Annotated in this window: 13 protein-coding genes; 6 read left to right on the top strand and 7 right to left on the bottom strand. The window is 69.9% G+C overall.

Annotation, left to right across the window (positions count from 1 at the left end; translation table 11 throughout):
- Positions 1-6: 6 nt before the first annotated feature.
- The gene (locus AB0I69_RS46075; RefSeq protein WP_363101832.1) at positions 7-1,296 is read right to left on the bottom strand and encodes a hypothetical protein; all 1,290 of its coding nucleotides are present in this window, start codon (positions 1,294-1,296) and stop codon (positions 7-9) included.
- Between the two features lie 94 nt (positions 1,297-1,390).
- Positions 1,391-2,521 carry an alpha/beta hydrolase-fold protein gene (locus AB0I69_RS46070; protein ID WP_363101831.1) on the bottom strand — a complete coding sequence of 377 codons (1,131 nt, stop codon included), beginning with the start codon at positions 2,519-2,521 and terminating at the stop codon, positions 1,391-1,393.
- Between the two features lie 224 nt (positions 2,522-2,745).
- Between AB0I69_RS46070 and AB0I69_RS46065 the strand changes: the two genes are divergently transcribed.
- From AB0I69_RS46065 to AB0I69_RS46040, 6 genes are all read left to right on the top strand, one after another.
- On the top strand, positions 2,746-4,557 hold the full coding sequence (locus tag AB0I69_RS46065; protein WP_363101830.1) for a phosphatidylglycerol lysyltransferase domain-containing protein: 1,812 nt from the start codon (positions 2,746-2,748) through the stop codon (positions 4,555-4,557).
- Positions 4,558-4,653: 96 nt separating this feature from the next.
- The gene (gene folP / locus AB0I69_RS46060) at positions 4,654-5,562 is read left to right on the top strand and encodes a dihydropteroate synthase (RefSeq protein ID WP_363101829.1); all 909 of its coding nucleotides are present in this window, start codon (positions 4,654-4,656) and stop codon (positions 5,560-5,562) included.
- Complete coding sequence (locus AB0I69_RS46055; protein ID WP_363101828.1) at positions 5,559-6,062, top strand: nuclear transport factor 2 family protein; 504 nt, start codon at positions 5,559-5,561, stop codon at positions 6,060-6,062. The genes folP and AB0I69_RS46055 overlap by 4 nt, the downstream gene beginning before the upstream one ends.
- Positions 6,063-6,311: 249 nt before the next feature.
- Positions 6,312-6,671, top strand: a complete 360-nt coding sequence (gene folB / locus AB0I69_RS46050) for a dihydroneopterin aldolase (RefSeq protein WP_033286136.1) — start codon at positions 6,312-6,314, stop codon at positions 6,669-6,671.
- Positions 6,668-7,279, top strand: a complete 612-nt coding sequence (gene folK, locus AB0I69_RS46045; protein ID WP_363101827.1) for a 2-amino-4-hydroxy-6-hydroxymethyldihydropteridine diphosphokinase — start codon at positions 6,668-6,670, stop codon at positions 7,277-7,279. Before folB ends, folK begins: the two co-directional genes overlap by 4 nt.
- A gap of 59 nt (positions 7,280-7,338) precedes the next feature.
- Positions 7,339-7,827: a DUF3180 domain-containing protein gene (locus tag AB0I69_RS46040; RefSeq protein WP_363101826.1), complete on the top strand. Its 489-nt coding sequence runs from the start codon at positions 7,339-7,341 to the stop codon at positions 7,825-7,827.
- 199 nt (positions 7,828-8,026) lie between these two features.
- Here the strand turns inward: AB0I69_RS46040 and folE are convergent, their stop codons facing one another.
- The 5 genes from folE to AB0I69_RS46015 all read right to left on the bottom strand — a co-directional run bounded on the left by folE (position 8,027) and on the right by AB0I69_RS46015 (position 13,971).
- Positions 8,027-8,632 (bottom strand): GTP cyclohydrolase I FolE, encoded by a 606-nt coding sequence (folE, locus tag AB0I69_RS46035; protein WP_363101825.1) that lies wholly within the window; start codon positions 8,630-8,632, stop codon positions 8,027-8,029.
- Positions 8,633-8,766: 134 nt separating this feature from the next.
- The gene (gene ftsH, locus AB0I69_RS46030; protein WP_363101824.1) at positions 8,767-10,800 is read right to left on the bottom strand and encodes an ATP-dependent zinc metalloprotease FtsH; all 2,034 of its coding nucleotides are present in this window, start codon (positions 10,798-10,800) and stop codon (positions 8,767-8,769) included.
- Between the two features lie 186 nt (positions 10,801-10,986).
- Entirely contained in the window at positions 10,987-11,547 is a 561-nt protein-coding gene (gene hpt, locus AB0I69_RS46025) for a hypoxanthine phosphoribosyltransferase (protein ID WP_019070220.1), read from the bottom strand.
- Between the two features lie 65 nt (positions 11,548-11,612).
- The gene (gene tilS, locus AB0I69_RS46020; RefSeq protein ID WP_363101823.1) at positions 11,613-12,653 is read right to left on the bottom strand and encodes a tRNA lysidine(34) synthetase TilS; all 1,041 of its coding nucleotides are present in this window, start codon (positions 12,651-12,653) and stop codon (positions 11,613-11,615) included.
- A gap of 193 nt (positions 12,654-12,846) precedes the next feature.
- A complete protein-coding gene (locus AB0I69_RS46015) occupies positions 12,847-13,971 on the bottom strand; it encodes a zinc-dependent metalloprotease (protein ID WP_363101822.1) in 1,125 nt (374 codons plus the stop codon).
- Positions 13,972-14,059: the final 88 nt, after the last annotated feature.

The following is a 14,059-nucleotide window of genomic DNA, read 5'->3' as shown; positions in this document are numbered from 1 at the left end:
ACCCGTTCAGGAAGCCGCGCTGCGCAGCCCGTGGAGGTTGATCTGCTCGGTCTCGTCGTGCGCCGTCAGGTCGATGACCTGGCCGACCCCGACATCGCGCGACCGCTCGTCGGCCGGCTTGAACTGCGCCTCGGCCTCCGCCTTGTGCACGGCGAGGGCCTCCTGGCCGACGACGTCCGCGAGGTCCTCGTTCTGAACGGCGTCCATCGCGGCGGACGTCGAGCCCTTCTGCATGCCGAAGAAGTCGAACCCGCCCTCGATCATGGGGCGTCGTACGGGAGACGCCGGTACGACCGCCACCGCGGTCGGCACGGTGAAGTGCCCCGACGGCTGCGCGGGCTGGGACGACTTCGCGGCCGGGGGAACGGCGGCCGCGTGCTCATGCCCGTCGACCGCCTCGGGCTTCCCCTCCGCCTCGTCCTCCTGCGCGGCCTCCGACTCGGTGGCGCCGCTCTCGGCTTCCACCACGGCGGGCTCGGCCTGCGCGGAGTCGCCGTCCTTCGGCGCGGGCGCCGGGGGCTCACCGTCGTCGTCGAGCCGGGTCAGCGCCGCCTTGGCCCGCAGGAACAGCTTGGACCCCTCCGGGGAGAACACCGTGGACACCGCGGGCTTCTCCGCGACGGCCTCGGCCCCGGGCTCCTCGGTCTCGGACTCCTCGTCCTCGGTCCGGTCCTCGATCTCGTCGCCCTCGTCCTCGGCGTCGGTGTCGTCCTCGGTCTCGACCGGGGCAGCCACAGCCTCGGTGTCGTCCTTCTTGAGATCGTCGTCCAGCGGAGCCGTTTCCGCCGAGGCGTCGGCGTCGCCCTCCACCGGAACCGGCGGCAACGCGCGCGTGGGTTCCGCGGCCTCTATCTCCAGCAGGCGGCGGCCCTCCAGGGCGCTCGCCCGCTCGGTCTCCGCGGTGGCGTACCGGCGCAGCAGCGCCGCGTGTTCGTTGCGCAGGCCCGCGAGCTCCGTGCGCTTGGCACGCAGCTTGTGCTCCAGCTTGACGCGCAGTTCGCGCGACTCGTCGAGGTCGGACTCAAGCTCGGCGAGCCGCTCCTCGTACCGCCACTCGTCGCTCGTACGCGCGCGTACCAGGTCGGCGACCTGCTTGCCCGCCTGAGTGTCCCAGCGGCGCATGACCGCCGCCCCCACGAGCGCGGTCGCGGCGGCGATCGCGGCGACTATGCGCAGCGCGGCGGCCTGCGAGAAGACCCAGGGCCCGAAGGCGCAGACGAGCGACACGCCTGCGATCGCCGAGGGCGGCAACAACCGGTGCAACGGCGGGGAATGGCGGTGACGTCCACGTGGCATGGCCAGAAACTTACCGCGCGTAGGCGAATGATGGTGCCCCGCGCGGTAAAAACACAGCCACCCCTATTCCCCCACACGGATTCAGCGGTCTCTTTCAGCGGCCGGTGAGCCGCTCGCTGATCCACTGCAGGGTCGGCGGGATCTCCCGTCGCCAGGTGTTGAAGTTGTGCCCGCCGCTGTCCAGGATGATCGACGAGATGTGGGTGAAGTTGTTGGCCCGCACGTGGTCGATGAATTTCAGGGTGTCCTTGTAGTTGTGTTCCCCGACCTTGCTGCTGCTGACGAGCAGTGAGGTGTCCGGCGCGGGCCGGTGCTTGAGGTACCACCACAGGTTCGCCTCGTTCCGCAGCGTCCCGTCGCCCTGGAAGAGGTCGCCCGTGGTCGGGTCGACCGGCGCCTTGTAGTACGGCGAGAGGCCGGCGCCCGCGGCGTACACCCCGGGGTGGTGCATGGCGAGCTTCAGGGCGCAGTAACCGCCCGTGGAATCGCCGATGATGCCCCAGCTCCCGGGCTTTTTGCCCACCCTGTAGTGGGCCAGTACGGCGTCGGGGAGGTCCTTGGCGAAGAACGACTCGGTCCGCGGTCCGCCCGGCACGTCCACGCACTCCGTGTCGCGCGGCGGCGCCACCGTCGGCCGCAGCATCACCAGGATCATCGGCTGCATACGGCCGTCCTTGGCCAGCTGCAGTGCCGTACGCGGGTAGTTCAGCTTGTCGACGAGCGCCTTTGCGGTGCCCGGGTACCCCGTGAGGACGACGGTCGCCGGGAACGTGCGCGTGCGGTACTGCGGCTGGAAGTACTCCGGCGGCAGGTAGACGTAGGCGGGGCTGGCGATGTGGGTCGTACGGCCCACTATCTCGACCTGCTGCACCTGGCCCACGGTGCTCGGCCGTGAGGCGCCGCCCGGGGCGTCCACCTGCCGGGTGCCGACCACCCGGAGCGGTCCGCCGGCGCCCTGGAGCGACGTGTGGTCGACGACCACCCCCTGGTCGGTCTCCTTGCCGAACAGGTCGGCCCAGCTGGCGTAGAACCCGAAGGCCTGGTTGGCGCCCAGGCCCACCGAGGCGAAGAGCACCAACTGCGTTGCCAGCAGCAGGCCCACGCGTCCACTGACGGCCCGCCAGTTCCGCCGGGCCAGGCGCGGCCACAGCCATACGGTGCCGACGAAAAGCAGCACGGCGCACGCGAACGCCAGTACCAGCACCTTGTTGCTCGTGAGTCCCATGAGCTGTCCCCGCCTGCGCTTTCCGCCCGGGCTGCACGCAACCTTCGCGTACCTTTGCCCCGGGCTTTCCACTGCCTTTGAACCGGCTTTCCGCTGGGGAAGGAACCTCCTTCCCCTAGACACCGTCCTAGAGGGCGCAATGTCGCCGGATGCCCGAATCGGGCCCGGGTCCAAGGTCTCTCGCAGAACTACGGGATGCGATGTCTGTCAGGATAGATGGGGAATTGTCGGGTGGGGTTCCGAGCCGGTCAGGCCGGATGCGGCGCATAGTCCGAGGTCCGCGCCCCGAGGTCGTTCCCACGCTCGTCGCGAGGGCATGTGCCCTCGTCGGCCTGCTGGACATCGCCGCGGGGGTGTTCCCGCGCTTCCGGCACAGCCGTATGCACACCATGGCGGAGGTGCTCCCGGGTGCGCTCGGCCCCTTCGCGGCGGCGCTCTCGCTCAGTGCCGGCGTGCTGTTGCTGCTCCTCGCGCACGGGCTCAGGCGGCGCAAGCGCCGGGCCTGGCGCGCCGCGGTGGCACTGCTGCCGGCGGGCGCGGTGGCGCAGTTCGCGTACCGGCACTCCCTCATAGGAGTCGTCATCTCGGCCGCGCTGCTCGCGCCCCTGCTGCTGCACCGCGACGAGTTCCGCGCACTGCCCGACCCGCGCAGCCGTTGGCGCGCACTCGCCAACTTCGTGCTCATGGGCGCCGGTTCCCTCGTCCTCGGACTGGTCATCGTCAGCGTCCACTCCAAGCGCATGGTCGGCGACCCGAGCCTGGCCGACCGGATCACCCACGTCCTGTACGGCCTGTTCGGCTTCGAGGGCCCGGTCGACTACGAGGGCAGCACCTCCTGGACGGTCGCGTTCTCGCTCGGCGCCCTGGGACTGCTCACCGCCGTGACGACGATCTACCTCGCGTTCCGGCCCGAACACCCGGCCGCACAGCTCACCCCGGAGGACGAGACGCACCTGCGCGCCCTCCTGGAGAAGCACGGCCGCCGCGACTCGCTCGGTCACTTCGCGCTCCGTCGCGACAAGGCCGTCGTCTTCTCGCCCAGCGGCAAGGCGGCGGTGACGTACCGCGTCGTGTCCGGGGTGATGCTCGCCAGCGGTGACCCCATCGGCGACGTGGAGGCCTGGCCGGGCGCCATCGAGCGGTTCATGGACGAGGCGAAGGCCCACTCCTGGACGCCGGCCGTCATGGGCTGCTCCGAGACGGGCGGCGAGGTGTGGACCCGCGAGACCGGACTCGACGCCCTCGAACTCGGCGACGAGGCGGTGGTCGACGTGGCGGATTTCTCGCTCGCCGGGCGAGCGATGCGCAACGTACGCCAAATGGTGAAGCGCATCGAGCGGGCCGGCTACGAAACCCGGGTACGGCGTGTACGTGACCTCGGCGAGGCCGAGTTGGAGCGGATCCGGCTCGCCGCGGAGGCCTGGCGGGGCACCGACACCGAGCGCGGCTTCTCCATGGCGCTCGGCCGCATCGGCGACCCCGAGGACGGTGACTGCTTCATCGCCACCGCCCACAAGACGGACGAACAGCCGGGCGAGTACGGCGACTTGAAGGCGATCCTGCACTTCGTGCCCTGGGGCACCGACGGCATGTCCCTGGACCTGATGCGCCGCGACCGCGCGGCGGACCCGGGGATGAACGAGCTGCTGATCGTCGCCGCCCTCCACGCGGCACCGAAGCTCGGCATCACGCGCGTGTCGCTCAACTTCGCGATGTTCCGCGCGGCCCTGGCCCGCGGCGAGAAGATCGGCGCCGGCCCGGTGCTGCGCGCCTGGCGCGGGCTGCTGGTCTTCCTCTCCCGCTGGTTCCAGATCGAGTCCCTGTACAAGTTCAACGCGAAGTTCCAGCCCCGCTGGGAGCCCCGCTTCGTCGTCTACCGCGCCTCCGGCGACCTGCCCCGCATCGGCTTCGCCGCCATGCAGGCAGAGGGCTTCGTCAACCTCGCCCTGCCCCTGCCCCGCTTCCTCCGCCGCCGCACGCACACGGCCCCGGCCTGCGCCCACGGGCTGGCGGAACGGGATGTACGGGCGGCCTGACCAGGACGGGCCCGAGCGAAGGCCTCCCCTCCGGCCAGGGGGCTTTCGCTCGGCCCACAGGGCCGTAGCCCCACTCTCAAGGCCTACGCTGAACGTATGAGCAAGCAGAGCGGGCGCGGGCGCGTCGCGGGCCTTCCCGAATGGGACCGATGCGCGGTCATGGGCGTGGTGAACGTCACCCCTGATTCGTTCTCCGACGGCGGCCGCTTCTTCGACACCACGGCCGCCGTCAAACGCGGCCTCGGCCTGGTCACCGAAGGCGCCGACCTCGTGGACGTCGGCGGTGAGTCCACCCGCCCCGGCGCCTCCCGCGTAGACGAGGCCGAGGAACTCAAGCGCGTCATCCCCGTCGTCCGCGGCCTCGCCTCCGAGGGCGTCACCGTCTCCGTCGACACCATGCGCGCCTCCGTCGCCGAGCAGGCCCTCGCCGCCGGCGCCGCCCTCGTGAACGACGTCAGCGGCGGCCTCGCCGACCCCGCGATGATCCCGGTCGTCGCCGCCTCGGGCGCCCCCTTCGTCGTCATGCACTGGCGCGGCTTCCTGGAGGGCGGCAACGTCAGGGGCGTCTACGACGACGTCGTCACCGAGGTCGTCGACGAACTGCACGCACGCGTGGAGGCCGTTCTCGCCGGAGGGGTCGCCCCCGACCGCGTCGTCGTCGACCCCGGCCTCGGCTTCTCCAAGGACGCCGAACACGACCTCGTCCTCCTCGCCCACATCGACCGCCTGCTCGCTCTCGGCCACCCCCTGCTCGTCGCCGCCTCCCGCAAGCGGTTCCTCGGGCATGTCCTCGCCGGTACCGAGGGCGCACCCCCGCCCGCGCGCGAGCGCGACGCCGCCACGGCCGCCGTCTCCGCACTCGCGGCACACGCCGGCGCATGGGCGGTGCGCGTCCACGAGGTGCGCGCCACGGCGGACGCGGTACGCGTGGCGCGAGCCGTCGAAGGGGCGCGCACGCCGGGCGCCCGAGCGGCTTCGCACACCAGCTCCGAGGGAGCCCTGTGACCGCCCCGCACACCGACGTCGAGCAGGTCGAACTCGCCAACACCGCGTTCTACGAGACGCTGGAACGCGGCGACTTCGACGAGTTGTCGGCACTCTGGCTCACCCCGGCCGACCTGGGCGTCGACGAGGAGTTCCACGACCCGGCGGACAGCGGCGTGATCTCCTGCGTGCACCCGGGCTGGCCGGTGCTCACCGGACGCGGCGAGGTCCTCCGGTCGTACGCGCTGATCATGGCGAACACCGAGTACATCCAGTTCTTCCTCACCGACGTGCACGTCTCGGTCACCGGCGACACCGCACTGGTCACCTGCACGGAGAACATCCTCAGCGGCGGCCCGTCCCCCGACGACAGCGACGAACTGGGCCCACTGGTGGGCCAGCTCGTGGTCGCCACGAACGTGTTCCGCCGTACTCCCGAGGGCTGGAAGCTCTGGTCGCACCACGCGTCCCCGGTTCTGGCCGAAAACGACGAGGACGACGGCGACGACTCACCCTCCTGAGTGGGTAGGCGCACCCCCACAGGACCAAGAAGTGGTTGGAATCACGAACCCGCGGGTAGGGGCGGCTACCGACCCATGAGCCGCCGGGTTCCCCGGGGGAAACGGTCGATGAAACCTGTGGGCCCGGACAGTACCCACGCCCTCGTGGCCCGGCACTGTCAGTGCCCGCAGGTAGATTCGTTCGAGGCCGGTGTACCGCCCGCACTCGGTACGAACCGGCCACCACCGACGATTGCAGGAGTGATTCGCGTGGATCGTGTCGCGCTGAGCGGCCTGAAGGCCCGCGGGCACCACGGCGTGTTCCCCAAGGAGCGCGAAGAGGGCCAGACCTTCATCGTGGACCTCGTCCTGGGCCTGGACACCCGGCCTGCCGCCGCCGACGACGACCTGGCGAAGACCGTGCACTACGGCATCGTGGCCGAGGAGGTCGTGGCCGTCGTGCAGGGCGAGCCCGTCAACCTCATCGAGACCCTGGCCGAGCGCATCGCGCAGACCTGTCTGAAGCACGAAGGGGTCGAGGAGGTCGAGGTCCGTGTCCACAAGCCGGACGCCCCGATCACCGTCCCCTTCGACGACGTGACCGTCACCATCACCCGGAGCCGAGTATGACCTTCTCGTTCACCGAGGGTCACAGCGACCCGACCGTCCAGCCGGTGCCCGCCTCCGTGGTGCAGCAGGTGGACGCCGCCGACACCACGCTCAGCAACCCGAGGCGCGCCGTGATCTCCATCGGCGCGAACCTGGGCAACCGCCTGGAGACCCTCCAGGGCGCCATCGACGCCCTGGAGGACACCCCCGGCGTCCGCATCAAAGCCGTATCGCCGGTCTACGAGACGGAGCCGTGGGGCGTCGAGCCCGGCAGCCAGCCGTCGTACTTCAACGCGGTCGTCGTCCTCAAGACCACCCTGCCCCCGTCCTCCCTGCTGGAGCGGGCGCACGCGGTCGAGGAGGCCTTCCACCGGGTCCGCGAGGAGCGCTGGGGCGCGCGCACGATCGACGTCGACATCGTCGCGTACGCCGACGTGGTCTCCGACGACCCGGTCCTGACGCTCCCCCACCCGCGCGCCCACGAGCGGGCCTTCGTGCTCGCGCCGTGGCACGACGTGGAGCCCGAGGCGCAGTTGCCCGGCCGCGGCCCGGTGGCCGATCTCCTGGACGTCGTCACACGTGACGGTGTCGCGCCCCGCAAGGATCTGGAACTCCGGCTGCCCGAGTAGTCGTTAAGGTCGAGACGACCACAACGCCCGGACAGGGCACGGGGAGCTGAAGGGACACCGTGAGAGAGCTGCGGATCAGGATGCTGGCCGGCGTGTTCGTGATCGCCGGAGTGCTGTCCTGGGCGGGCGCCCGCCTGTGGAGCGCGGTGGGGACCCTGCCGAGCGTCCCGCTGGCGGCGCCCATCGTCCTCGCCGTGATCGCCGTGGTCCTGCTGGCCACGGCGCTCTCGCTGCGCGCCCGCCTCAAGGCCCAGCGCGAGCGCCGCCCCGGCGCCAAGGGAGTCGACCCCCTGATGGCCGCCCGCGCGGTCGTCTTCGGCCAGGCCAGCGCCCTGGTGGCCGCCCTCGTCTCCGGCATGTACGGCGGCACGGGCGCCTATCTCCTGGAGTCCCTGGACATCCCGGCCCGCCGCGACCAGGCCATCTACGCCGGCTTCTCGGTCCTGGCAGGCATCGCGGTAATAGTCGCCGCAATCTTCCTGGAGCGAGTCTGCAAACTCCCGGAGGACGACGACAACAACACGGCCGGGGCAACACCGGTCACCTGAGAGCGCCCTGAAGCGAGGGCGCCCCAAAGGGGCGCGGGGCTGTGTCTAAATGCGGCTCCGCCGCGTGGGCGCGACCAGCCACAGTGCCGGGGCGACACCGGTCAGCTGAGCGCCCTGAAGGGGCGCGGGGAACTGCGCGACCAGCCACGACGGACCCGCACCCGACAGACGACCCGCCCCGGTCCATCCAGCGGAGCGCCTAGCGAGCCATGATGAGACTCATCGCCTCATTACGCGTCGCCGGATCCCGCAACTGCCCCCGCACCGCCGACGTAATGGTCTTCGCGCCGGGCTTCCGCACACCCCGCATCGACATGCACATGTGCTCGCACTCCACGACGACGATGACACCCCGCGGCTCCAGGATCTTCATCAGGGAGTCGGCGACCTGCGTGGTGAGTCGTTCCTGCACCTGCGGCCGACGGGCGTAGACGTCCACCAGCCGGGCCAGCTTCGACAGCCCCGTGATCTTGCCGTCGCTGGACGGGATGTACCCGACATGGGCGACCCCGACGAACGGCACCAGATGGTGTTCACACGAGCTGAGGACCTCGATGTCCTTCACCAGGACCATCTCGTCGTGCCCGAGGTCGAACGTCGTCGTCAGCACGTCCTCGGGCTTCTGCCACAACCCCGCGAATATCTCCCTGTACGCCCGCGCCACCCGCCCCGGCGTCTCCCTCAGCCCCTCACGGTCCGGGTCCTCACCGACCGCGATCAGCAGTTCGCGTACGGCGTTCTCAGCGCGCTTCTCGTCGAAATCACCGATCGCTCCCTCGCCGTCCAGCGTCACGGGGTCGGTCATGTCGTGCCTCGTTCCTGTGCGGGTCGCGCGTGTGCGGGACACACGCCTCAGCTGCGGGCAAAACGAAAATGCCGCGTCCCCCAGGCTAAGACCAGGGGGACGCGGCATCCATTTCGGGCCGTGTGAGGCTCGCGTCAGTTCTCGGGGCGCTCCTCCGGGGCCTTCTCCAGCGTGGGAGAGGACTCGGCGGTCGCTCCGGCGGTGATCGCGGGACCCGCGCCGTTCGATCCGTTCGTCAGTGACAGCTCCTTGGGGGAGAGCACCGGCGGGCGGGTGGACGGCGTACGACGGGAGGAGCCGGTCCACGAGGGACGGGCCGGACGCCGCACGATGGGAGCGAAGACCTCGGCGATCTGCTCCTTGTTCAGCGTCTCCTTCTCCAGCAGCTGGAGCACGAGCGCGTCGAGCACGTCACGGTTCTCGACCAGGATTTCCCAGGCCTCGTTGTGCGCGTTCTCGATGAGCTTCTTGACCTCTTCGTCGACGAGCGCGGCGACCTCTTCCGAGTAGTCGCGCGGGTGCGACATCTCCCGGCCCAGGAAGGGCTCGGTGTTGTCGCCGCCGAACTTGATCGCGCCGAGGCGCTCGGTCATGCCGTACTGCGTGACCATCGCGCGGGCCGTGGCAGTGGCCTTCTCGATGTCGTTCGCGGCGCCCGTGGTCGGGTCGTGGAAGACCAGTTCCTCGGCCGCGCGGCCACCCAGCATGTAGGCGAGCTGGTCCAGCATCTCGTTGCGCGTGGTCGAGTACTTGTCCTCTTCGGGCAGGACCATCGTGTAGCCCAGAGCACGGCCTCGGGAGAGGATCGTGATCTTGTGGACCGGGTCGGAGTTCGGGGAAGCCGCCGCGACCAGGGCGTGTCCGCCCTCGTGGTACGCGGTGATCTTCTTCTCCTTGTCCGACATGATCCGAGTCCGCTTCTGCGGGCCCGCGACCACACGGTCGATCGCCTCGTCCAGCATGAAGTTGTCGATCAGCTTGCGGTTGCCTCGGGCGGTGAGCAGAGCGGCCTCGTTGAGGACGTTGCTCAGATCCGCGCCGGTGAAGCCCGGCGTACGGCGCGCGACGGCCGACAGGTCGACGTCCGGTGCGACCGGCTTGCCCTTCTGGTGAACCTTGAGGATCTCCAGACGGCCCTGCATGTCCGGGCGGTCGACCGCGATCTGGCGGTCGAAGCGGCCGGGGCGCAGGAGGGCCGGGTCGAGGATGTCGGGCCGGTTCGTCGCGGCGATGAGGATCACGCCGCCCTTGACGTCGAAGCCGTCCATCTCGACGAGCAGCTGGTTCAGCGTCTGCTCGCGCTCGTCGTGTCCACCGCCGAGGCCGGCGCCGCGATGGCGGCCGACCGCGTCGATCTCGTCGACGAAGACGATCGCCGGGGCGTTCGCCTTGGCCTGCTCGAACAGGTCACGGACTCGGGAGGCACCGACACCGACGAACATCTCGACGAAGTCGGAACCGGAGATCGAGTAGAAGGGCACCCCGGCCTCGCCCGCGACGGCGCGCGCCAGCAGGGTCTTGCCGGTGCCGGGAGGGCCGTACAGGAGTACGCCCTTGGGGATCTTGGCGCCGACGGCCTGGAACTTCGCCGGCTCCTGGAGGAACTCCTTGATCTCGTGCAGTTCCTCGACGGCCTCGTCGGAGCCCGCGACGTCCGCGAACGTCGTCTTCGGGGTGTCCTTGGTGATGAGCTTGGCCTTGGACTTCCCGAAGTTCATGACTCGGGAGCCGCCGCCCTGCATCTGGTTCATCAGGAACAGGAAGACGACCACGATGAGGACGAAGGGGAGCAGCGACAGGAGAATCCCGACGAAAGCGTTCTGCTTCGTCGGCGAGACCGTGTAGCCGTCCGGAATCTGCTTGTCCTGGTACTTGGTCTGCAGGGTGCCCGCGAGGGTCACGCCCTGGTCGCCGATGTAGCTCGCCTGAATCTTGGAGCTGCCGTCGACCTTCACGCCGCTCTTGAGCGTGACCTTGATGGTCTGCTCGTCGCCGGTGGTGATCTTGGCCGACTCGACCTTGTTGTCATTGATCGCCTGGACGACCTGGCCGGTGTCCACCGTCTTGTAGCCGCCGGACGAGCCGACGACCTGCATCAACACGACCACGGCAAGGACGGCCAGCACGATCCACATGACCGGCCCACGGAAGTATCGCTTCACGTCCATCCATACGGAGCGAATTCGCTCCGTCCCTCCTGCCATAGTGAGTTTGATAAAGACAGTTCTTCTGACCGTACCCCAGCCATGTTGCCCGAAGTCGCACGGGACGGCTGGGAGACGCGTCTGCATGCTCCAACGGCGCGAAACCCGCTGGGGTTCCCGATCGTCTTACAGGGCTTGGGCCGAGTGGCTCTAGCCGCCGTAGACGTGCGGCGCGAGCGTACCGACGAACGGCAGGTTGCGGTACTTCTCCGCGTAGTCGAGGCCGTATCCGACGACGAACTCGTTCGGGATGTCGAAGCCGACCCACTCCACGTCGATGGCGACCTTGGCGGCCTCCGGCTTGCGCAGCAGGGTGCAGATCTTCAACGAGTCGGGCTCCCGGGAGCCGAGGTTGGAGATCAGCCAGGACAGCGTCAGACCGGAGTCGATGATGTCCTCGACGATGAGGACGTGCTTGCCCTTGATGTCGGTGTCGAGGTCCTTGAGGATCCGCACGACACCGGAGGACTGGGTGCCCGCGCCGTACGACGACACGGCCATCCAGTCCATGGTGACGGGGGTGGACAGCGCCCGGGCGAGGTCCGCCATGACCATCACCGCGCCCTTGAGGACGCCGACGAGCAGCAGGTCCTTGCCCGCGTACTCCGCGTCGATCTTCGCGGCGAGCTCCACGAGCTTCGCGTCGATCTCTTCCTTGGTGATGAGCACCGACTGGAGGTCGTCACCCATGTCTTTCGCGTCCACCCGCATCACTTTCGGTCGTCCAACCGGCTACTACCTGGCCCCGCCCCCGGAGGCCCGGAGGGGGTGTCGATTCAGCCTTGCCGAATCACCAGTCTGCCACCCTGGCGCTGGGCGACGACCTTGCCCGGGAGATTGATGACTCCCTGGCCGCGCCAGCCGGTGATCAGGCGGTCGACTTCCTCGATGTGACGGGCGAACAGCGAACCGGCCGGGGCGCCCGCCTTGATGGCGGCGCGACGCAGGATGCGACGGCGTACGGCGGGCGGCAGGGCGTAGAGCTTGGCGCACTCCAGGAGGCCCGTGGCATCGCGCACGGAGGCCTCGGCCTGGCTGGCCCAGGTGTCGAGGGCGTCGGCGTCGTCCCGGGACAGCTGTGCCGTACGGGCGAGCGCTTCTACGACGCCTTTGCCGAGCGCCTTCTCCAGGGCCGGCAGGCCTTCGTGGCGCAGGCGGGAACGTGTGTACGCGGGGTCGGCGTTGTGCGGGTCGTCCCAGACGGGCAGCGACTGGACCATGCAGGCCTTGCGGGCGGTCTGCCGGTCGAGCTGCAGGAAGGGGCGGCGGTAACGGCCGTCGGCCCCCGAGACCGCGGCCATTCCGGACAGGGAGCGGATACCGGAGCCGCGGGCGAGGCCCAGCAGGACGGTTTCGGCCTGGTCGTCGCGGGTGTGGCCGAGCAGGACGGCGGCGGCGCCATGGCGGGCGGCGCAGGCGTCGAGGGCGGCGTAACGGGCGTCCCGGGCGGCTGCCTCGGGGCCGCCCTCGCGGCCCACGGTCACGGAAGTGGCCTCGACGGGGTCCAGGCCCAGCTCGCGCAGCCGCAGGACGACTTCGTCGGCGCGGAGGTCGGAGCCGGCCTGCAGGCCGTGGTCGACGGTGATGCCGCCGGCCCGGATGCCGAGTTTGGGTGCTTCGAAGGCGAGGGCGGAGGCGAGCGCCATGGAATCGGCGCCGCCTGAGCACGCCACGAGCACGAGCGGCGAGGGCGGGCGCTCGTGCGAGGTGTGCCGGGAGGCGCCGGCGGTCTGCAGGGCCTCGTGGTCGGTGAGGATGTCGTGGAGGACGCGGCGGACCGCCAGGCGTATCGCCGCGACCGCAGGATGGGGACCCATGTCCGGTTCCCTTCATGAAGTTTTCGGGGGGTTGGCCCGAGGTTCGGTCACTCAGAGTGTGTAGATGGTGACAGAACCGGGGCGTTCCCCGAGCATTGCACGCCTATCCATCGCTCACGGTCCCTCAGACGGGTGATTACAGGGGCGTTCGCCTGCCGTAGGCCGGATTCGTTTCACCACGCCTACGGCAGGTTCACGACTCGGTCTTCCGGTGCACCCGCGCGACCCAGTCCGCCGGTTTGGCGATCTCCGTCTTCGTCGGCAACGTGTTCGGGGAGGTCCACACACGGTTGAAGCCGTCCATGCCGACCTGGTCGACGACCGCGCGCACGAAGCGCTCGCCGTCCCGGTACTGCCGGAGCTTGGCGTCGAGGCCGAGCAGCTTGCGCAGCGCCGAGTCCAGCCGGGAGGCGCCCTTCGCGCGACGCTGCTGGAACTTCTCGCGGATCTCCGCGACGCTCGGCACCACGTCCGGACCGACACCGTCCATCACGAAGTCGGCGTGCCCCTCCAGGAGGGACATCACGGCGGTGAGGCGGCCGAGGATCTCCCGCTGGGCGGGCGTCTGCACGATCTCCACGAGGGAGCGACCGCTGTCGTCGTCCTCCTCGCCCTCGGGCCGGCCACCGGCCAACGACTGGGCGGCCTCCCGGATGCGCTCCAGGACGGTCATGGGGTCGACCTCGGTCTCCCCCAAGAACGACTGGATCTCGCCCTCCAGGTGGTCACGCAGCCAGGGCACGGCTGTGAACTGCGTGCGGTGCGTCTCCTCGTGCAGGCACACCCACAGGCGGAAGTCGTGGGGCTCCACGTCGAGTTCGCGCTCCACGTGCACGATGTTCGGCGCGACCAGCAGCAGCCGCCCGCCCTTCGCCCCCGCCGGCAGCTCGCGGCTCGCCGGGGCGAACGTCTCGTACTGGCCGAGCACGCGCGAGGACAGGAACGACAGCAGCATGCCCAGCTCGACGCCGGTCACCTTGCCGCCGACCGCGCCGAAGACCGCGCCGCCCGGGGTGTTGCCGCGCCGCTCCTGCATCTTGTCGAGCAGCGGCTTGAGGATCTCCCGGAACCCGGCGACGTTCGCCCGCACCCAGCCGGGGCGGTCGACGACCAGGATCGGGGTGTCGTGGATGTCGTCCGTACCCATCCGGGTGAAGCCCCGGACGTGTTGTTCCGAGGCCTTCGCATGCCGGCGCAGCTCCGCGACGACGGCCCGGGCCTCGTCACGGCTCACCTCGGGGCCCGGCCGCACAAGTCGGGTCGCGGTCGCCACCGCGAGATTCCAGTCGACCATCTCGGCACCACCGATGCTCGTCATGCGTCAACCGTACGTGGTCGCTCCCGCTTGGGGCAGGCCGCGACGGTCGGTCAGGTGGACGTCTGTTGCGCGGGCGCCCGGTGTCGAT

Origin of the sequence: Streptomyces sp. NPDC050508, assembly GCF_040655155.1 — a bacterium.
Taxonomy (GTDB): domain Bacteria; phylum Actinomycetota; class Actinomycetes; order Streptomycetales; family Streptomycetaceae; genus Streptomyces.
This window is presented reverse-complemented; position numbering and strand designations above follow the sequence as displayed.